This is a genomic window from Kitasatospora sp. NPDC059088, from assembly GCF_042738155.1.
GTDB lineage: Bacteria > Actinomycetota > Actinomycetes > Streptomycetales > Streptomycetaceae > Kitasatospora.
The window spans coordinates 16260-34942 of record NZ_JBHYGR010000029.1; the positions used below are offsets into that span (position 1 = coordinate 16260).

At 73.9% G+C, this 18683-nt stretch carries 18 protein-coding genes, 1 pseudogene and 1 riboswitch; of the genes and pseudogenes, 11 read left to right on the plus strand and 8 right to left on the minus strand.

The features are described 5' to 3' along the window. Window positions 1-222: 222 nt before the first annotated feature. The 4 genes from ACFWXO_RS15690 to ACFWXO_RS15705 all read right to left on the minus strand — a co-directional run bounded on the left by ACFWXO_RS15690 (window position 223) and on the right by ACFWXO_RS15705 (window position 4595). Window positions 223-1248 (minus strand): YihY/virulence factor BrkB family protein, encoded by a 1026-nt coding sequence (locus ACFWXO_RS15690; RefSeq protein WP_380524473.1) that lies wholly within the window; start codon window positions 1246-1248, stop codon window positions 223-225. Window positions 1249-1486: 238 nt separating this feature from the next. Beyond that, window positions 1487-1819, minus strand: a complete 333-nt coding sequence (locus ACFWXO_RS15695) for an STAS domain-containing protein (RefSeq protein WP_380524474.1) — start codon at window positions 1817-1819, stop codon at window positions 1487-1489. Next, window positions 1816-2940 carry a B12-binding domain-containing protein gene (locus ACFWXO_RS15700; protein ID WP_380524475.1) on the minus strand — a complete coding sequence of 375 codons (1125 nt, stop codon included), beginning with the start codon at window positions 2938-2940 and terminating at the stop codon, window positions 1816-1818. Before ACFWXO_RS15700 ends, ACFWXO_RS15695 begins: the two co-directional genes overlap by 4 nt. After that, entirely contained in the window at window positions 2937-4595 is a 1659-nt protein-coding gene (locus tag ACFWXO_RS15705; RefSeq protein WP_380524476.1) for a PP2C family protein-serine/threonine phosphatase, read from the minus strand. Before ACFWXO_RS15705 ends, ACFWXO_RS15700 begins: the two co-directional genes overlap by 4 nt. A gap of 201 nt (window positions 4596-4796) precedes the next feature. Here ACFWXO_RS15705 and ACFWXO_RS15710 point away from each other — a divergent pair, with 201 nt between their 5' ends. From ACFWXO_RS15710 to ACFWXO_RS15740, 7 genes are all read left to right on the plus strand, one after another. Further along, on the plus strand, window positions 4797-5183 hold the full coding sequence (locus ACFWXO_RS15710; RefSeq protein WP_380524477.1) for an STAS domain-containing protein: 387 nt from the start codon (window positions 4797-4799) through the stop codon (window positions 5181-5183). A gap of 118 nt (window positions 5184-5301) precedes the next feature. After that, complete coding sequence (locus ACFWXO_RS15715; protein WP_380524478.1) at window positions 5302-5784, plus strand: ATP-binding protein; 483 nt, start codon at window positions 5302-5304, stop codon at window positions 5782-5784. Between the two features lie 72 nt (window positions 5785-5856). After that, window positions 5857-7440 (plus strand): PP2C family protein-serine/threonine phosphatase, encoded by a 1584-nt coding sequence (locus tag ACFWXO_RS15720; protein ID WP_380524479.1) that lies wholly within the window; start codon window positions 5857-5859, stop codon window positions 7438-7440. Window positions 7441-7568: 128 nt separating this feature from the next. Beyond that, the gene (locus ACFWXO_RS15725; protein WP_380524480.1) at window positions 7569-8513 is read left to right on the plus strand and encodes a SigB/SigF/SigG family RNA polymerase sigma factor; all 945 of its coding nucleotides are present in this window, start codon (window positions 7569-7571) and stop codon (window positions 8511-8513) included. Window positions 8514-8597: 84 nt separating this feature from the next. Next, window positions 8598-8948 carry an STAS domain-containing protein gene (locus ACFWXO_RS15730; protein WP_380524481.1) on the plus strand — a complete coding sequence of 117 codons (351 nt, stop codon included), beginning with the start codon at window positions 8598-8600 and terminating at the stop codon, window positions 8946-8948. Window positions 8949-9069: 121 nt separating this feature from the next. Then, the gene (locus ACFWXO_RS15735) at window positions 9070-9546 is read left to right on the plus strand and encodes an ATP-binding protein (RefSeq protein ID WP_380524482.1); all 477 of its coding nucleotides are present in this window, start codon (window positions 9070-9072) and stop codon (window positions 9544-9546) included. A 105-nt stretch (window positions 9547-9651) separates the two neighbouring features. Further along, the gene (locus ACFWXO_RS15740; RefSeq protein ID WP_380524483.1) at window positions 9652-9873 is read left to right on the plus strand and encodes a DUF6458 family protein; all 222 of its coding nucleotides are present in this window, start codon (window positions 9652-9654) and stop codon (window positions 9871-9873) included. Between the two features lie 86 nt (window positions 9874-9959). Here ACFWXO_RS15740 and ACFWXO_RS15745 read toward each other — a convergent pair whose 3' ends face one another. Further along, entirely contained in the window at window positions 9960-10391 is a 432-nt protein-coding gene (locus ACFWXO_RS15745) for an ATP-binding protein (protein ID WP_380524484.1), read from the minus strand. 112 nt (window positions 10392-10503) lie between these two features. Continuing rightward, window positions 10504-10878 carry an STAS domain-containing protein gene (locus ACFWXO_RS15750; protein WP_380524485.1) on the minus strand — a complete coding sequence of 125 codons (375 nt, stop codon included), beginning with the start codon at window positions 10876-10878 and terminating at the stop codon, window positions 10504-10506. Between the two features lie 100 nt (window positions 10879-10978). Here ACFWXO_RS15750 and ACFWXO_RS15755 point away from each other — a divergent pair, with 100 nt between their 5' ends. Both ACFWXO_RS15755 and ACFWXO_RS15760 read left to right on the plus strand, forming a co-directional pair. Further along, entirely contained in the window at window positions 10979-14833 is a 3855-nt protein-coding gene (locus ACFWXO_RS15755) for a SpoIIE family protein phosphatase (RefSeq protein ID WP_380524486.1), read from the plus strand. A 730-nt stretch (window positions 14834-15563) separates the two neighbouring features. Next, window positions 15564-15902 (plus strand): peptidoglycan-binding protein, encoded by a 339-nt coding sequence (locus ACFWXO_RS15760; RefSeq protein WP_380524487.1) that lies wholly within the window; start codon window positions 15564-15566, stop codon window positions 15900-15902. Window positions 15903-15992: 90 nt separating this feature from the next. Here the strand turns inward: ACFWXO_RS15760 and ACFWXO_RS15765 are convergent, their stop codons facing one another. Then, window positions 15993-16190, minus strand: coding sequence for a hypothetical protein (locus ACFWXO_RS15765; RefSeq protein WP_380524488.1), 198 nt, complete (start codon window positions 16188-16190; stop codon window positions 15993-15995). Window positions 16191-16204: 14 nt separating this feature from the next. Between ACFWXO_RS15765 and ACFWXO_RS15770 the strand changes: the two are divergent. Next, a pseudogene (locus ACFWXO_RS15770) lies at window positions 16205-16402 on the plus strand (enoyl-CoA hydratase-related protein); the annotation flags it as partial. Between the two features lie 46 nt (window positions 16403-16448). Here the strand turns inward: ACFWXO_RS15770 and cobF are convergent. Continuing rightward, a complete protein-coding gene (gene cobF / locus ACFWXO_RS15775) occupies window positions 16449-17207 on the minus strand; it encodes a precorrin-6A synthase (deacetylating) (RefSeq protein ID WP_380524489.1) in 759 nt (252 codons plus the stop codon). A 111-nt stretch (window positions 17208-17318) separates the two neighbouring features. Continuing rightward, window positions 17319-17467, plus strand: a riboswitch (cobalamin riboswitch). Window positions 17468-17565: 98 nt separating this feature from the next. Here cobF and ACFWXO_RS15780 point away from each other — a divergent pair. Then, the gene (locus ACFWXO_RS15780; protein WP_380524490.1) at window positions 17566-18672 is read left to right on the plus strand and encodes a peptidase; all 1107 of its coding nucleotides are present in this window, start codon (window positions 17566-17568) and stop codon (window positions 18670-18672) included. Window positions 18673-18683: the final 11 nt, after the last annotated feature.

Below are 18683 nucleotides of genomic sequence, written 5' to 3' on the forward strand. Positions count from 1 at the left end.
ACACCCCCCCCACTCCGGCACCACACCCCCACCCCCCCCCCCCCGCCCCCCTCAGCCCCGGGGCCCGGCTCCCCCCCCCGGCCCCCGCCGGGGGGGACGACCGGGCGGTCTCCCGGCCGACCGGTCACCCGGTGCCGATCGGGACCCGTCTGCCCCGGAATCCGGATTCCACTCAGCCGAATCCGATTCCCGGGAACACCCGGGGTGCGGAGGCGGGCTCCGTCAGCCCTGATCGGACCGCCGGGCCGGTACCCGCGCGCCCGGACCGCCGCCGTGGGGTCCGCGGAATCCGACGCGGATCCTCGTGCCGGCCGTGTACGCGGCCGCCGTCGCGTAGGCCGTGTAGGCGCGTCGGTCGGCACCGGTCAGGTCGGCGTCGTGGACGAACGGGCTGGCGAGTCCGCGGGGCCACAGCCGCAGGTGCCGGACGGCGGTGACCTCCGCGCAGGCGACCAGGGCGAGCGCCGCCAGGTAGAGCCAGGCCATCAACCCCAACACGATGCCGAACAGGCCGTACGTCGCGGTGGCTCCCCGAAGCACGTGCCCGACGTAGTACGTCCCCGCCGACAGCAGGAGCTGCCAGACGAGCGCGGCTCCGAGCGCCTCGGGCCACAGGCGGCGCACCGGCGGACCGTCACCGATCAGGAGTTTGAAGGCGAGCAGCAGTAGCCCGCTGTCGACCAGGACGGCCAGCGGTCCGGCCCCGGCCCGGACGAGCGAGTCGAGCGGTGCCGGGCCGACGTCCGCCGTGGCGGCGATGGTGGCCAGGGCGCCGGAGACGGCGACCGCGGCGGCCAGCAGCCCCAGCAGCGGAAGGCCCCGGAGCCTGGCGGCGACGGCGTTGCGGCGCCGGTGCCGGGGCACGGCCCAGACCGTGTCGAAGGCGTTCTGGATGGCCTGGGCCACGCCGGAGGCGCCGTAGAGGCTGCCGGCGATCCCGATGCCGAGGGCGGGTCCGTTGCCCTGGAGGGAGTGGATGTTGGTCGCGATCTGATCGCCGATCACGGGGAACCGGCCCAGCGCGGAGTGCAGGATCTGCTGCTGGAGCTGCGGGTCGCCGTGCAGGGCGAAGCCGAGTGCGGTGACCAGGAGCAGCAGCACGGGGAAGACCGAGAGGAAGCCGTAGTAGGTGATCAGTGCGGCGAGGTAGGCGCCCTGGTCGTCGACGAACTTGTAGATGACCGCCAGTACGGCGCCAACGCGCCGGTGCCGGCGCTGGTAGTCGTCGAGCCGGTCCAGCAGTTCCACGGGCCGTGCCTCCTCGGATGTGCGGGGCCGCCCCGGGAGGGGCGGCCGGTGCACCGTCCAGGGGACGGCCGACGTTGCGGGGCGGGGCCCGGCGGGCGGAGCCGACCTGTCCCTTTCGGGTGACGGCACTCGTCTGCCCCGCTCCGGCCCGGGCATTCCCGCCTCCGTCGGGTCGCGGGCGCTCGGGCGTGCCGGTCCGCCGGGAGTGGCGCCTGCTCGGGCGGACGGTGCGGGCTGGTCAGCGGAGCAGGTAGTCGAAGGTGCCGGTGAGGTGCAGCAGCCGGTCCAGGAGTGCCGGGCGGGGGTCGATCCGCAGGCGCAGGCCGGCGGCGTCGGTGTGGCGGCGGATCTGGATCAGGGTGGACAGCCCCATGGAGTCGCACATGGTCATGGCGGTGCAGTCCAGCTGGAGCGTGCTCGCGCCCGGCCGCGCCGACAGCTCGGTCGTGACGGCCGAGAGGAGGGCGTCACAGGTCTCGTGGTCGAGGTCGGCCTCGACCACGACGGTGATCGTGTCGGGTCGCGGGGCCGGTCCGGGCGCGACGGGGTCTCGATCGGTGGGTGTGGTCATGCCGGGTTTCCGTGGTGCTGGTTCGGGACGTGGACCGTCGGTGGGAGCAGGGCCGCGACCGCGGTGCGCCCGTGGTCGAGCAGGGTGACGGAGCGGGGCAGGTCCCGCAGTTCGTGACGGAGGATCTCCAACGCCGGCAGCATCGAGGAGGCCGGGACGGCGCGGGAGCCGAGGACACCTGCGGTCCAGCTCAGGAAGCCGCAGAACAGGTCGGGGTCGTCGGTGTAGAGGCCGGCGGCCAGGAAGTCGACCACGTGCGCGATGTCCTCGGCAGTGTGCTGGAGCTGTGCCTCCGTGTAGGCCCTGACTGCGGGCACCTCCTTGAGCAGGCCGGAGACGACGGCGCCGACGAGGCGGGGCGCGCTCCGGCTCAGCAGGGTGTACTCCTGGTCGGCGAGGTGCGGGAGGTCGTCGATGGGCTGGTGCTCTGGCACCGGGGAGGCGAGTCCCCGGGCCAGCCGCTCGGCCGCGCCCCGGGCGCTCCGGGCCCAGGCGTCGGCTCCCAGCAGCCGGGCGTACCGGCCGTCCTGGCCGAACGCGGCCCCTCCTGCGAGCACCGGCACGCCCGCCGCCTGGGCGGCCGTGATCGTGGTGTGCGCGGCCGGCAGCCGGGGGGCGAGCGAGGCCGACAGGGCCAGCGCGTCGGGTGCGGTGCGGTGCAGCTCACTGATCAGGAGCGGAGTGGGGACCTGCGAGCCGAGGTAGTCGACCTGCCAGCCGCGCAGGACCAGGACCTGGGCCAGCAGCCGGGCCGGAAAGGCGTGCCACTCGCCGTCCACGCACGACACCGTCACCCTTCCGCGGGGGGTCCGCGGGACGCTGCCGCGCACCGCCGGGTGGGCGACGAGGGCGGTGACGACCCGGTCGTTGATCGCGGTGGCGGTGTGCTCCTGGGCCACGGTCAGCCGGTTGGCGGCCCACTCGGCGCCCACCCGGGCCTGGACGGGGGCGATCACGTCGAGGAGGACGGCCTCCGGCGCCACCCCGGCGCCCAGGGCGTCGAACGCGACGGCGCCGGCTGCCGCCTCGTCGCCGGCCGACACCGCGGCCCACAGACCATCGGCCCATGCCGCCGGGTCGTCCGTCCGCGGAGCCGGAACCTCCAGGTCGGGGGCCGTCACTGGTCCGGCTCCCCGGCAGCGCGCCCGGCACCGGCGGAGAGCCGGCTGCCCTGCGGCGCCGCGATCACGAGAACCGCCATGTCGTCGTGCCGGCTGCTGCCGACCCATTGGGAGGCGAGCATCAGGACCCGTTCGACGATCGCCTCGGCGGGCATCCGGGCGCATTCGCCGAGCACGCGCACCAGCCGTTCCTCCCCGAACATCACGTTCCCCAGCGGACCGCCCCGGGCTTCGGTGACCCCGTCGCTGTACAGGACGCAGGCCTCGCCGGGAGCCAGGACGACGGTGTCGGACTCGATCCGAGTCTCCGGTAGGGCGCCCACCAGGCTGCCGGACGTACGGGCGGTCTCGACGCTCCCGTCCGCCCGGACGACCAGTGGAGCCGGATGGCCGGCCGCCGACAGCCGGACGGTGACCCGGTCCTCCTGCCGCCGCACCGATGCCAGCACCATGGTGGCGAAGCGCGTGTGCTGCGAGGTGAGCAGCGCGCGGTTCAGCAGGGTCAGCAGCCTGGGGTGGTCGTCCGCGAGCGGCAGCAGCGCGTGCAGGGTGTTGCGGATCTTCCCGGTCAGTACGGCGGCCGCCAGCCCCTTCCCGCAGACGTCGCCGAGTACCGCCAGGGTCTCGCCGTCCGGGTCCGTCGCGGGGTGGACGTCGTAGAAGTCGCCCCCGATCCGGTCCCGGTCGACCGAGGCCCGGTAGCCGGCGGCGTAGTCGGTCCCCGCCACGTGTTCCAGCCGCGGCGGCAGCAGTTCACGCATCAGCAGGTCCGTGACGGCGGCCTGCTCCGAGTACATCACCGCAGCCGAGACCGCCGCGCCCGCGCGGGCGGCGAACAGCCGGGCGAAGACCTCCTCCGAGGGCGAGAAGGCGCCGTGGCCCGCGCCGCGCAGCAGCACCAGCGCCCCGGCGGGAACACCGTGGCCCGGCAGCGGGGTGACGGACACCGCGCCGACGGCGGTCATGCCTTCGGGAACGAGCCACTGGGGCGCCGAGGAGGGGTCGATCCAGCGCGAGGGCACGGGCGGGAAGCCCCGCAGGGCCTCCGCCAGGCCGGGTACGGCGGAGGCGTCCGCCCGGGCCCGGCCGTGCACCGGCGGCTCGCCCCGGACGCAGGACACGAAGCGCAACAGCCTGCCGCTGGTGGGGGAGACGACCACCGCGGCGTCCGCCAGGTGGACCGCGGCCTGCTGGGCGGTGGTCTCCAGACACCGTTCGACGTTGAGCGAGGCGAGCAGCTGGCCCGAGAGGTGGGCCAGCAGTTCCCAGCGGTCGCGTTCGAGGGCCGCGGCCAGACTGCGGTCGGCCCCGTCCACCAGCCACCACACGACGCTTCCGTCGGCCTGGACCGAGGGATGGGCCTCGACCTCGCCGCCGGCCAGGACCCCGCGGACGGCCGGCGAGGAGCCCCGGGCGGAGCGCCCGGGATCGCCGGGGCCCTCCCCGGACATCCGCAGGTGGGCTTCGAGCAGCCACGGTGCGACCGCGGCGCCCCGGGCTGCGGAACGGCCGCCGAGCAGCTCCCGGGCGGTGCCGCTGGCATGGACCACGGTCCCGTCGGCGGCGAGGAGCAGCACCGGGTGGGGGGCGTCCGCGAGGAAGGCCAGACCGGGGTGGGTCGGCGTGGGTGGATCGTCCGTCGGAAGGATTGGCATCTCGTCCGGCCCTGCTGGACCATCACCTCACTCTGTTCGTGCAGCGGCTGCGACCGGTGCGCGCTGGCCCGAAGGACTCGGTCGGCCGGCCGCGGAACCGCACGAAGTCGACGGTGCGCTGGATGAGGGTCCATGGTAGCGGCCTCGATCCGCCCCCGGGCCGACCCGATCGGCCGCGCGCGGATGCCGTAGCATCCCGCTGTGACGGAGAACGACGAGGTGGTCGTCCACGGGGCCCACTGGCCGGGCCATCGACTGGTGGCAGCCGAGGGCGAGCTCGAGTGGGAGAGCGCCCAGGCCTTCGCCGAGCAGGTCGACCGCGCCGTCGAGGGGTTCTCGGGCCTGCTGGTCGCGGACCTGTCGCGGGTGGAGTTCGCCGATTCCTCCGCACTCCACACCCTCTTCGAGGCCCACCGGAGCCTTGCTGCCGGAGGCGGGCGGCTGGTGATCGCCGGCCCGCTGGATCCGCTGGTGCGGCGCCTCTTCGAAGTCTCCTCGACCACCGGGTACTTCGCGTTCGCGGAAACCGTGGCCGAGGCCGTCGGTGGACCGGAGCCCACCGAGCCCCGTGCGGGTGGGGCCGGGTGACTCCGGGACCGGAGCGGTGCGGAGTGATGCACGGCTCACCGGGCATGCGAAGGTTGACATCCCGCACCGTTCGCACTCCGAACCTTCCCTGCGGCTTCACCCCGTCAGAGGTCCTCGTATGCCGGAACCGCTCCTCCCGCCCGACAGCACGGCGGGCCCCGCAGTACTGCGCACAGGACCCCCGGCGGACGAGCAGGGGGTCCAGGTGCACCGCGCGGCAGTCGGCGGAGGCCTGCCGGTGGCCACCGCGGCGGATGCCCGGTCGGTCATCACGTCCTTGCTCAGCGCCGTACCCGGTGACACGAGCGCGGCGCGGCGGGACGCCCACCTGGCCGTGACCGAACTGCTCACGAACGCCCTACGGCACGGGGGCGGGCTGACCGGCTTCCGCGCTCGGCTGGACGTGAAGCCGCCGGTGCTGCGCATCGAGGTGGAGGACCGCTCGGACGAACTGCCCCGGGCCCCGGAGCGGGAGGGGCCGGGCCCAGACCGGCTCGGCGGCCGCGGGTGGGTGATCGTCCGGCGACTGGCGGCCAGCTGTAAGGTCGAGCGGTTCCCCGGGGGAGGAAAGCGCATCACCATCACGATCCCCGTCCGCTGAGGGCCCGCCGCCGAACCGGCGGGGGGCGTAACGCCGGACGTCGGTCGGCCCGCGACATGGCATGCTCCTCGCATGACGGACCACGACCGACCAGCACCGCCCGGTTCGAGCGCTGACAGCAGTGCGACGCCGGGTGGTCATCCGCAGGAGAGCGCGATCCAGGACGTGCTGGACGCCTCCTTCGGGTCGATGGTCCTGCTCACGCCGGTGCTGGGGACGCACCGGGAGGTGGTGGACTTCCGCTTCACCGCGAGTTCTCCCCAGGCGGTCGACATCGCCGGGCGCCGCGGCCCGGAGCTGCTGGGACGGAGCGTCCTGGAGATGTATCCCGGGGTCGCCGGCAGCGACCTCTGGCGCGGCTACCTCGACGCCCACGCGACCGGCGTCCGCTGGGAGGGCGAGCTGAACTACGAGGAGGTCGCGGCCGGCATCCCCCGGTCCTCCCGCTACAAGGTGCGGGCGGTGCCCTGCCGGCAGGGACTGGTCGTCTCCTGGACCCGCCTGGACGCCCACGAGCGGAAGCGGCGCAGGCAGGCCCTGATGCGGCAGTTGGGCCGGACCGGCTGGATGGACCACGACCTGGTCCGCGGCGAGGTCAGTTGGTCGCAGGAGGTCTACGCGATCTTCGACCGGCCCCGGCAGCTGGGGCCGCTGGCCTTGTCGGACCTGCCCGCCCGGGCAGCGGAAGAGGACCGTGAGGTCCTGGCCGCAGAGGTCGGCCGGTTGATGGGCGGCGGCGGGCGGATCGACCGCACCGTGCGGATCGTGCTCGCCGGGGGAGAGGTGCGACACGTCCGGATCGTCGCCGAGGCCCAGATGGACGCGCACGGTGATCCGGTCGAACTCAACGGGCTGTTCCAGGACCTGACCGCGGACAGGCGCGCCGAGCAGGAACTGCTGGAGCACCAGCAGGCGGTGCTCGCCCACCAAGGACTGCTCGCGGCCGAACGGGACCTGGCCGCCCGGCTCCAGAACACGCTGCTGCCGCAGTCGCACCAGGTGCTCGAACTGGCGGGCCTGGTCGTCGACGTCGCCTACCGGCCTGTGCAGGAGGGGCTGAACGTCGGCGGCGACTGGTACAGCACGCTCGAACTGCCGGACGGCAGTGCGCTGCTGGTCGTCGGCGACGTCGCGGGCCACGGCCTCGACGCGGTGGCCACGATGGCCCTGCTGCGCTTCACGGCCAAGGGCATGGCCATCACGGGCACGCCGCTGCCGGAGATCCTCCACCGCCTCAACGCCCTGCTGCTGCACAACTACGACCGGCCGTTCAGCACCGCCACCATGATCATGGCCTGCTACCGGCCCGACACCTCGCGGTTCACCTGGGTGCAGGCCGGCCACCTGCCGCCGCTGCTCCTCCGGGACGGCGAGGCCCGCTTCCTGCCGGCTCCGGCGGGCATCCTGCTGGGAGCGACCGGCACCCCGCGCTACGAGGCGTCGTCGATCGAACTGCTGCCCGGCGACGAACTCCTGCTCTACACCGACGGGTTGATCGAGAGTCCGGGGGAACCCCTGGACGCGGCCATGGCGCGACTGGCCTCCGCGGCCCGGGGGCGTGGCGGCGGCGGGCCGTTCCTCGCCGGGCTGGTGCGGGAGTTGGTGGGGACGGCCGAGCGCCGCGACGACGTCTGCGCCCTGCACGTCCGTCGCTGACCGGACGGCAGCCTGTCCCGGCACGTCCGGCGTACACGGAATCTTCACGCCGGAGCCGGGCATGCTCCCGCCGCGAGCGGGTAGTCGCGCCGCCGGCTGTGCCGGAGTGATGGAGGAAGAGGACCGACATGGGTATCACCACTGAAGAGCTGCTCCAGGTGGAGACCGGCCTCGCGCCGGATGCCGCCGGCCCGCTCGTCGGCGCTTCCGGACGCGACGCCGCACCGGAACTCGCCGACGTGGAGGACCCGGGTGAGGTCGCTCCGGCGGACGCCCGGGAGCTGACCCGGGCCCTGCTGGCGCGGCTGGCCGCCCTGGAGGAGGGCACCAAGGAGTACTCGTACGTGCGGGGCACCCTGGTCGAGCTCAACATGTCGCTCGTGCGCTTCGTGCTGCGGCGGTTCGGCGTGAAGCGGGAGAACCAGGACGACCTGCTCCAGGTCGGTGCCATCGGCCTGATCAAGGCCATCGACCGCTTCGACCCCGAGCACGGGGTGGAGTTCAGCTCCTTCGCCATCCCGACGGTGCAGGGCGAGATCCGCCGCCACTTCCGCGACAACACCTGGACGGTGCACGTCCCCCGGCGGATGCAGGAGCTGCGCCTGGCCCTGGCCAAGGCCCAGGACGCGCTGTCCCAGCAGTTCGACCGGGCGCCCACGGTCGCGGAACTGGCCCGACACCTCGAACTGCCCGAACCGGAGATCGTCCAGGGCCTCGCCGCCGCCAACGCGCGTACGGCCGGTTCCCTGGACCTCTCGGTCGACTCGCAGCGGGACGGCAGCGCCATGTCCGTGGCCGACCGGCTGCTCGGCGTCGACGAGGACCACGCCGAGCGGGTGGCCGATCTGGTGGCGCTCAAGCCGTTGATCGCGGCCCTGCCGGCGCGGGAGCGGCTGATGCTGTCGATGCGGTTCACCGAGGACATGACGCAGAGCCAGATCGGGGAGCGGCTGGGACTGTCGCAGATGCACGTCTCCCGGCTGCTCAGCCGCACGCTCAAGACCCTGCGCGAGGGCCTGGCGGGCGACGGGGACCGAGCCAGGCGGGTCGGCCGCAGCAGTGGGCGGGCGTAGGGTGCGTAGGGGTTCGGTGGACGAAGGACGATGATGACGAACGAATCGGGAACCAGCAGCGTGCCGCGGGTCGAGGATCCGCCCGTGACCGGGCTGGAGGTCCGCCTCCACCGCACCGCGGGCGAGCTGTCCGTCTGCGCACTCGTCGGGGACCTGGACATCGAGTCCCGCGCCCCCGCGGGCTGCGCGATCGACGGACTGATAGCGGAGCGCCCCCCGTTGGTCGTTATCGACCTGGAGCGGGTCGGGTTCTGCGACTCCTCCGGCCTCAACCTGCTCCTGCGGGCCCGGATGAACGCCATCGCGGCAGGAGTCGACTTCAGGCTCGCCCACCCCTCGCCCGCGGTGGCGCGGGTCCTGGAGATCACCGGCACCGACTCCATCTTCTCGATCGACGCCGACGGTGAGAGCCTGCGCACCGCGTCCGGCCGATGAGGGACCGCGGGGCGGAGCCGGTGCACCGCGGGCCGGCGGCCGAGCCGTCGATCCACGTCCGAGTCCGAGTGAGCAGCGGGTCCGGCCGGACCGGTACCGCAGTGGAAGGGGGCAGCCGCCCATGACTGCCAACGGGGTGACCCTGGGCGACGGCAGAGCGGCCGTCGGGGCCGTACGACCGGCCGGCGGACAGCTCCGGCGGCTCGGACTGGCAGGGGTGGCCAAGCCCGTGGCCCGGTCCCGCTCCTTCACCGCGCGAGCGCTCGCCGACTGGTTCGGGCCCCTCGAACCGGTCGAACCCTTCGGGCCCGAGGCGTCGGCGCCGACGGGCCAGGAGGTCGTCCTCCTGGTGGCCGAACTCGTCGCCAACGCCTTGATGCACGCGGGCGGTGCGCTGGAGCTCGCGCTGCACGCGCGTCCGGGCACGCTGCGGATCGAGGTCAGCGACGGCTCCCCCGTCCTGCCCGCTCTCCGCCTCCCGCACCTGCCCGGTACGCCCGGCGGCCACGGGCTGGTCATCGTCGAGCGCGCCTCCTGCCGGTGGGGCGCCGAGACCCACGAGCTGGGCAAGACCGTGTGGGCCGAGGTCCGGCTGTAGCGACCCCGCCGGAAAGCCCGCAGACGATTCCGCCGATGCCGACATTCAATCCCGGATCCAGGGCACCCGAGGAGCAGAGAGCCGACTGACGAGGAGTGGGACAGCATGGGTATCGGTGGCTGCATCGGATTGTTCGCCCTCGGCGCCATCATGGTCTTCGCGACGGACTGGCACCTGAACGGAATCAACGTGCACACGGTGGGCTGGATCCTGATGGCCGCCGGACTCCTGGGCATGATCACCTATGCGAACATCTACCGCCGGCGGCGCCTGGTCCGCCGGATCGGAGTGGACGAGCCGGTCGAGGAACGCCGCTACTACGAGTAGGCGTCGGGCCGGGGGAATCGCCCGCGGTCAGCGCGGCCTGTGCCGTCCGCGGGCACGACCGGGCGCCGTCGCCGGTCGGCTGCGGCTCAGTAGGCGAACGTGGCGCGAATGCGCTTGCCCCCGTTCGGCAGGGGCTCGATGCGGCAGGTGTGCGCGAGGATCTGCACGAGCGCCCAGCCGCGGCCTCCCGGTGCTTCGGGGGCCCGCTGGTCGAGCGGCTCACCCGTGGGGTGGCGTTCGTCGGCGTCCTCGACATCGACGACGAGCCGGCGGCGCTCGTGGTCGATGCGGGCGTGGAAGCCGGTCAGCCCGCCGGCGTGCCGGTGGGCGTTGACGACCAGTTCGGTGGCGGCGAGCTTGACGTCGGCGAGCAGGCGGTCGGTGTCGCCGTCCAGGGTTCGGACGAGCTCGGTGAGCAGGGCGCGGGCGTCGGCTGCGGTGACCACCCGCCGGGGTCGGTGACGGGTGCCGTCCGCGCCCGGTCCGTCGGGTGAGACCGTTCCGTCGGCGTGGGACATGATGCGGCCTCGTATCAGGGTCTTGTGCGCGGAGCGAGCAGAGGAAGGACGCTGTGGGGCGCTGTGCGATGCGTGTGCCCGGAGAGTGGTGGTTGATGCCCGGACGGAGTGGTCACGTCGGGCCGGTGCCCGTGGTGGGCGGTCGGCGGAAGGCCGCGGCCATCCGCGCGGCCTCGCGCGGATCGGGTGCGAGGGTGAAGTGGCGGTCCGTCGCGGTGACCTCGAGCAGGCGGCTGACGGCGCTGGTCAGCGGCCCCACCAGGAGGAGCAGGCCGCCTTCGGACCGCATCCGCCGGTCGGCGAGGACCAGGAGGCGCAGCGCGAAGGAGTCGGCGAAGGTGACCTCGGCGAGTTCCACGGCGAGCACCGGCGGCCGCGCGGCGACCGCGGCGTCCAGCTGCTCGGAGAGCTCGGCCCCGCGGTCGTAGTCGAGTTCGCCGCTCAGCGCGAGCACGGCCATGCCCGGGGTGTTCCTGTGGTCCGTCACCCGGCCGATGCTATAGACCTCGGGGTGGCGGCCGGGAGGCGGGTCACCTGCCCGTAAGGTCGTCCACCGGTGCGTCGGCCGGCCCGGCCGACGCGGCACGATGACCCGGTCCAGTGCGGTCGGGTGTGCCCACGTCGACGGGGGAGGAACTCCGGTGCCAGGTGCAGTGCTGCCCCCGGCGGGAGGTGTGTTCGGCGCCGACCCGCTCGTCGGCGCCGACCTGGCCCGGGTCGACTGGGCGGCGACGCCGCTGGGAGAGCCGGAGCACTGGCCGCAGAGCCTGCGAACCGCCGTGCAGATCCTGCTCTCCTCCCGGTTCGCGATGTGGATGGCCTGGGGCCCGGAGCTGACGTTCTTCTGCAACGACGCCTACCGGCGCGACACCCTGGGGCAGCGGTACCCGTGGGCGCTCGGCCGGCCCTTCCCCACGGTGTGGCCGGAGGTCTGGGAGGATGTCCGCCTCCGGGTCGACAGCGTCCTGCACGACGGCGTGTCGACCTGGGACGAGGACCTGCTGCTGTTCCTCGAACGCTCCGGGTACCCGGAGGAGAGCTACCACACGTTCTCCTACAGCCCGTTGCGCGACGAGTCGGGCGCCGTGGCCGGCGTGCTGTGCGTGGTCAACGAGGAGACCCAGCGGGTGGTCGCCGAGCGGCGGATGGCCACCCTGCGCGACCTCGGCTCGGACCCCGGCGCGGTACGCACCGAGGGCGAGTTCCTGGCGTTCGCCGCGGAGCAACTCGCCCGCAACCCCTACTCGATGCCCTTCACGCTGACCTACCTGTTCGAGGAGGGCGGATCGGCGCGCCTGGCGGCCTCGTCCGGCATCGACGCCGCCCACCCCGCGGCCCCGGCGCGCCTTCCCGCCGACACGGAGGTGCCGTGGCCCGTGGCGGCGGCCCGCCAGGGACACAGCCGGGTGGTGGACCTGGACGCGGCACCGGTCTTCGACGGACTGCCGCACGGGATGTGGAGCGAGCCGCCGGCCCGGGCACTGGTGGTCCCGCTGACGCGCGCGGGGGAGAGCCCGGACGGTTTCCTCGTGTCCGGGCTGAACCGGTTCCGGCCGCTGGACGGTGACTACCGCGCCTTCCTCGGCCTCGTCGCGGGCCACCTGGCCGCCGGGATCGCCAGCGCCCGCGACCACGAGGCGCAGCGGCGGCGTGCCGAGGAACTCGCCGAACTGGACCGGGCGAAGACCGCGTTCTTCTCCAACGTCAGCCACGAGTTCCGCACCCCGCTTACCCTGATGACGGGTCCGGTCGGGGACCTCCGCCGACGGCTGGCCGACGCCGGAGAGGACGTCCGGGCCGATCTGGAGGCCGTCCACCGCAACGGCCTGCGGCTGGGCCGGCTCGTCAACGCCCTGCTCGACTTCTCCCGCATCGAGGCGGGACGGTTGCGGGCGGCTCCGGTGCCCGTCGACCTCTCGGCGGTCACCGCCGACCTGGCGTCCGTTTTCCGCTCCGCGATGGAGGCGGCGGGCCTGGCGTTCGAGGTCGACTGCCCGCCCCTGCCGGCCCCGGTCGCGCTCGACACGGGACTCTGGGAGCAGGTGGTGTTCAACCTGCTCAGCAACGCCCTCAAGTTCACACCCGAAGGCGCGGTGCGGGTGCGGGTACGCGCGGTGGACGGGCGCGCGGAACTGACGGTGCAGGACACCGGCACCGGCATCCCCGCCGCCCAGCTCCCGCACCTGTTCGAACGGTTCCACCGGGTGGACAATCCCCGGGCACGCTCGCAGGAGGGCAGCGGCATCGGCCTGGCCCTGGCCAGGGAACTGGTCGAACTGCACGGGGGCACTCTCACCGCCGTGTCGGTCGAGGACGAGGGCAGCAGCTTCATCGCGGCCCTGCCGCTCCGCCCCGGGGCGCGGCCGACGGAGCCCGCCAGCTCCGGTCCGCCGTCCCCGGGGGCGCAGTCGTACCTTCAGGAGGCCCTGGGCTGGCTCCAGGACGCCGAGGAGCCCGACGGCCGGTACGCCGACCCTTCCCGGGACGGCTCCCCCGCGACCGCCGCGGCCGCCACCCGCGTGCTGGTCGCCGACGACAACGCGGACATGCGCCGCTACCTCGCGCGCATCCTGCGCGGCGCCGGCCACTTGGTCACCGTGGTTGCCGACGGTCGGCGCGCACTCGCCGCGGCCCGGGCCCACCTCCCCGACCTGGTGGTCAGCGACGTGATGATGCCCGGTCTGGACGGACTCCACCTGGCCCAGGCCCTGCGGACCGACTCCCGCACCGCAGGGGTGCCCATCCTCCTCCTCTCCGCCAGGGCCGGACAGGAGGCCGCCGTCGAAGGACTGGCGGCGGGCGCGGACGACTACCTGGTCAAGCCCTTCGCCGCCGCCGAACTCCTCGCCCACGTACGCTCGATCGTCGACCTGTCCCGGGTCCGCAGCCGACACGCCCGCTGGCGCACCGCGCTGGTCGACTCCCTCCATGACGCCTTCTTCGTCTGCGACGGGGACGGCGCCGTCGTCGAGACCAACCCGGCCTTCGCCGCACTGCTCGGCCACGGCCCCGAACACCTCCCCAGCGCCCCGCCCCACCCGTGGTGGCCGGACGCCGACACCGAGCCCGACGCGCACCGGCGGACGGCGCGCGCCTTCGCCCGCCTCGTCTCCGGGGACGGCGGCCGTGCCACCCTGTCCGTGCGGCACGCCGACGGGAAGCGGCTGTGGGTGCAAGCGGCCTGCAACCGCGTCCAGGACCCCGACACGGGGACCACCGTCACCGTGGGAACCTTCCGCGACGTCACCGCCGAGTACCACGCGATCCGGCGCGAGGGTGCGGTCGCGGCCTTGGGCGAGATCGTCGCCGACGCGGTCGGCGTCGCCGGGGCCCTCGACGGAGCCGTGGCCGAACTGCGGGCCCTGTGGGACGCGGAACGGGTGCTCGCCGTACTGCTGCCCCGCGAAGCCGCACCGGTGCCGGTCGCCTGGGCCCCGGCCGCCCAGGAGGCGGCGGCCGTTCCCCGGCACCGCGATCTCGCGGCCGTGGCGGGAGCCCCGATGCTCGCGCCGATGGCAGTGCCGGGCGGGGCCGTGGTCCTGCTGGAGCACCCGGCCGGCCCGCTCGCCCTGCTGGTCGAGCTGGGCGGACGCCGGCCCTTCACCCGCGAGGACGAACTGCTCCTCACCCTGCTCGCCGGTCGTCTGGCCCAAGGGCTCGCCCGAGCCCACCGGATCGATCAGCAGCGCGAGACGGCCATCGCCCTGCAACGCGCCATCCTCGGCCCCGCCGATCTCCCGCAGGACTTCGCGGTCCGCTACGAACCGGCCACCCGCCCCCTGGAGGTGGGCGGCGACTGGTACGACACCGTCCCCCTGCGCGACGGCCGGATCGGCATCGTCGTCGGCGACTGCGTCGGCCGCGGGATCGAAGCCGCCACCGTCATGGGCCAGTTGCGCAGCGCGTGCCGTGCCCTGCTGCTCCAGGACCGCAGCCCGGCCCGCACCCTCGCCGCCCTCGACGAGTTCGCCGCCGGCGTCCCCGGGGCCCTGTGCACCACCGTCTTCTGCGCGGTCCTCGACCCGGTCACCGGTGTCCTTCGGTACTCGATCGCCGCTCACCCGCCCGGCATCGTCGCGCTGCCGGACGGCGGGACCGTCCTGCTCGACGACGGCCGGTCGCTGCCCCTCGCCGTGGCCCCCGACACGGTCAGGCCGGAGGCCGTCGCGGTGCTCCCGGCCGGCTCCGTCCTGCTGCTGGCCACCGACGGCTTGGCGGAACGCCGCGGGGTCCCGCTGCCCGAGAGCGTCGAGCACGCCGCCCGGGCCCTCGCCGAGAACGTCGGACTCCCGCTCGACCGGCTCGCCGACCGGCTGATGCAGACGCTGGCCCCACCCGGCGGTTACGAGGACGATGTCGCGCTGCTGCTGTACCACCACGGCGTCGCCCCGGCCGAAGGGCCACCGGACGGTGGCGATCCGATCGGGCAGCAGCCCTGGTGACGTGCCGTGGCATCCACGACGCCGCGCCGCGGGACGACGGCGCGCGACGACCGCTCGGGGCTGCACCCGGCCCCGTCGCCCCGACCTCCGGCTCCCGTACGGCCCCCGGTACCGGGTGTGCAGCAGCCCTCGGCGTTCCGGGCGGGCGTCGTGCCGGGAGCGAGGAGGCGGAACGGCCGTCCGACGACGGCCCGGTGGTGCATGAAGTGGTGGCACGGGGGTAGCCGGAGGTGTGTGGACAGGCCGGCGGCGCGCAGGTTACCCCCCGGACTCGGCGCGCCGCTCCTGTCCTCCGGCCGGTCTCGCTGCGGTGAGACCGGCCCCACTCCTCTCCCGGGTGGTCTTCGTCCGACGCTGCCGCCTCGGGCCGTGCGCCTCCCTGGTGTGTGCTTCGCGCACGTTCTCTCCTCGGTCCATTCCGAAGGTTCTGGGGCTGGGTCGGGCAGGTCGTCGCCCCCGGTGGGGACGGGCGGCCCTGACCCTGGCCCCACAAGTGGTGCGCGACCCTCACCCACCGGATTCCGGTCACCGCCGGCGGCGGCCGCACCACCGGCGACGTCCAGCTCGCCCACTGGATGGGCAGCCTGACTGGTTTCTTTCTTGATCATTTCAGGTAGGATCCCTGGCGCTGATGACTGGTCTTCGTCATCACCAGAGCCACCGGGGGATGGCCCCAGAAATGGATGTAGTCGCTATGAGAGCACGCGCACTGGCACGTGTCGCTGCGGGCGTGACGTTGTCACTGTCCGTGGTCGTCGGCCTCAGCGGAACGGCCGAGGCCTCCACCACCGCCCCTTACGTGCAGAAGGGGTCGCACGGACCCGCGGTTTCGTGTGTTCAGGCCTTCCTGAACGGTGTCGGCCTCGGCCACAGGATCGCCGTGGACGGCGACTTCGGGCCGGATACGGAGGGCATGGTCGAGGACTTCCAGCGCGCGTACGGCAACGGCCTCAGCAGGGACGGCATCGTCGGGCCCAAGACCGGTACCGCCCTGTGGAATTCGTACTGGCAGATCAATCCGCAGGGCGGCTTGCAGTACTGCTACGACTACATCCCGACGAACTCGTAGCCTCGCTGATGATGCCGGACGGCCCCGGCGCTCCTGCGCAGCGGAGATCCCGTTCCAGCACCGCACCCGCCAGAGCCCGACGTACCGCGCTCACGCCCCCGACGTCGACAACCCGGCGTCCGGCGCTGATGATCGGCCCTTCGGACCGTGAACCACTCCTTGTCCTCGGCGGAGCTGTACGCCAGGACGATGATGCCCGCGATCGATGCCGGCCAGCGAGATGATCGAGCCGCGGGAGAGCAGCTGGATCACCCCGGTGGCGATCGTGAGCCACTCGATCACCAGCACCGTCTTCCGGGTCCGCCGAGACCGTCGCGGCGATGTCCACCCCGGCGGCGGTCATGCTCAAGGAGAGCGTCAACCGCTCCTTCGAGACGACGCTCGCCGAGGGCGTCCGCTTCGAACGCCGGCTGTTCCACTCGGTGTTCGCCACGGCGGACCAGAAGGAGGGCATGGCCGCCTTCGCCGAGAAGCGGGCGCCGAAGTTCGAGCACCGCTGACGGTCCGCGCGTGCGCAGCCCCCTCGCCCGGGGCGGCGCACGCCGGTCAGCCCTCCGACCGCCGCAGCAGGTAGGTGTCCATGATCCAGCCCTTGCGCTCGCGTGCCGACTCGCGCAGCTCGCGGATCCGTGGGGCGGCTTCGGTCAACGGCCCGGCGACCAGGATCTCGTCGGGAGTGCCGAGGTAAGCGCCGTAGTGGATCTCCAGTCCCTGGGGGTCGAGGCCGGTGAAGGCGGCCCGGCCGTCGAGCATCACCACCACGTCGTCCACCCCCTCGGGGAACCCCTCGGCCAGGCGGCGGCCGGTGGTGATCTGCACCGGGCGGCCGACCCGGGTCAGGGTGGTGCGGTGGGCGGCGGCGAGCGCGGAGACACTGCTGATGCCTGGGACCACCTCGTAGTCGAACGCGACCGCGCCGCGGGCCCGTACGTCCTCCACCACCGCGATGACGCTGTCGTAGAGGCCCGGATCCCCCCAGACCAGGAAGGCACCCGTCTCGCCCTCGCCGAGGTGCTCGGCGGCCAGCCGCTCGACCAGGTCGGCGCGCCGGAGGCGCCAGTCGTCCACGGCGGCGGTGTACGCGGGCGTGGTGCGGTCCCGCTCCGCGTCCGGTGCCTCGACCACCCGGTGCCCGGGCCGGCCGTGCTCGGTCAGCATCCGGCGCCGCAGGTGGATCAGGTCCTGTCGTTCCTCGCTCTTGTCGAGGATGAAGAACACGTCCGTGCGACCGATCGCCCGGACCGCTTGCAGGGTGAGGTGGTCGGGGTCGCCCGCGCCGATGCCGATGACGAAGATGTGCCGCATGGGAGCCATTCTGCCGTCCCTGAGGACCTGGCCAGGACGGCGGGGAGAGGAGCGCGCGTCGCGACGGCGGGTGCCGGGCAGCGTGGTGTCGCGCTCGAACCCTTGACCGGATCTTTTCCGTGTCGCCATGATGGGCCGTCAAGTTGTGACTCCGCCCTCGGGGGAAGTCCGGTTCGAGTCCGGCGCTGACCCGCAACGGTAGGCCTCCGACTCCGCGTCGGTGGCGAGCCCGAGTACCCGTCGGCGGAGGTGTGTCGTCCACTCCTCCCGTCGTGGTCTGCGGGCCGGAGCTCAGAGGGCTGCCCGGTGCGTCGCCGAGGCCCTCCGGGCCCCTGTGTGCGGGCCCGGAAAGGTCTCCATGCCCGCGCTCCGCCGCACCCTCGGTCTGCTCGCGATACCCGCTCTCGCCCTTGCCGCCGCGCTTCCGGCGGCCACCGCCGCGAGTGCCGCGCCCGCCGCCCCGACCTCGTCCGCGACGTTCCGCCCCGACGCCGCCGCGGGCGGCTGGCTGGCCCGCCAGCTCGTCGGCGGCGACCACTTCGAGTCCGTCTTCAACGGGACCGCCTACCCCGACCAGGGCCTGACCATCGACGCGGTGCTGGCCTTCGCCGCCTCGCGCAGCTCCGACGACGCCGCCGCGAAGGCCACCGCCTGGCTGGCGAAGCCCGAGATCATCAGCGGCTACCTCGGCGACGGCACCACCGAGGCCTATGCGGGCGCGACCGCCAAGCTGCTGCTCGCCGTCGAGGTCCGCGGCGGGGACCCGACGGCCTTCGGCGGCGTCGACCTGCCGGCCCGGCTGCGCTCGCTGCAGACCGCCGGAGGCCGCTTCTCCGACCGCTCCCAGTGGGGCGACTACAGCAACGCCTTCGGCCAGTCCCTCGCCCTGATCGCCCTGCACCGCACGCCCGGTGACGCCCCGGCGGCGGCCGTCGACTTCCTGGCGAACAGCCAGTGCGCGGACGGCGGCTTCCCGGTCTCCTTCGGCCAGGCCGCCTGCACCAGCGACCCCGACGCCACCGCGCTCGCCGTCCAGGCCCTCGCCGCCACCGGTCGCGCCGCCAAGGCGAACACGGGACTCGGCTGGCTCACCGCCCACCAGAACGGCGACGGCGGGTTCGCGGCCGCCGGGGCGACCGCCTCCAACGCCAACACCACCGGCCTGGCCACCCAGGCGCTGTTCTCCGGCGGGCGCCTGGCCGCCGGGTTCAAGGGCTGGAGCCGGCTGGTCAAGTTCCAGCAGGACTGCTCCGCCGACCAGGCGGTCCGCGGCGCCGTCGCCTACGACGCGAGCGGTTTCAACGCGGGCAACGGCGCCCGGGCCACGGCACAGGCCGTCCTCGGCCTCGCGGGCACCCCGCTGGCCACGCTGTCCGCCGCCGGTGCACGCCCCGGCGCCCCGACCCTCGCCTGCCCGGCCACGGACACGGCCAGGGACACGGCCACGCCCACGGCCGTGCGCTGAACGAGCCTGAC

Bases quoted from the DNA above. Each gene is read 5' to 3' on its own strand.
- ACFWXO_RS15695 (WP_380524474.1), bottom strand. From the start codon at position 1,819: ATGACCACACCCACCGATCGAGACCCCGTCGCGCCCGGACCGGCCCCG.
- ACFWXO_RS15705 (WP_380524476.1), bottom strand. From the start codon at position 4,595: ATGCCAATCCTTCCGACGGACGATCCACCCACGCCGACCCACCCCGGT.
- ACFWXO_RS15715 (WP_380524478.1), top strand. From the start codon at position 5,302: ATGCCGGAACCGCTCCTCCCGCCCGACAGCACGGCGGGCCCCGCAGTA.
- ACFWXO_RS15720 (WP_380524479.1), top strand. From the start codon at position 5,857: ATGACGGACCACGACCGACCAGCACCGCCCGGTTCGAGCGCTGACAGC.
- ACFWXO_RS15725 (WP_380524480.1), top strand. From the start codon at position 7,569: ATGGGTATCACCACTGAAGAGCTGCTCCAGGTGGAGACCGGCCTCGCG.
- ACFWXO_RS15735 (WP_380524482.1), top strand. From the start codon at position 9,070: ATGACTGCCAACGGGGTGACCCTGGGCGACGGCAGAGCGGCCGTCGGG.
- ACFWXO_RS15740 (WP_380524483.1), top strand. From the start codon at position 9,652: ATGGGTATCGGTGGCTGCATCGGATTGTTCGCCCTCGGCGCCATCATG.
- ACFWXO_RS15745 (WP_380524484.1), bottom strand. From the start codon at position 10,391: ATGTCCCACGCCGACGGAACGGTCTCACCCGACGGACCGGGCGCGGAC.
- ACFWXO_RS15755 (WP_380524486.1), top strand. From the start codon at position 10,979: ATGACCCGGTCCAGTGCGGTCGGGTGTGCCCACGTCGACGGGGGAGGA.
- cobF (WP_380524489.1), bottom strand. From the start codon at position 17,207: ATGCGGCACATCTTCGTCATCGGCATCGGCGCGGGCGACCCCGACCAC.
- ACFWXO_RS15780 (WP_380524490.1), top strand. From the start codon at position 17,566: ATGCCCGCGCTCCGCCGCACCCTCGGTCTGCTCGCGATACCCGCTCTC.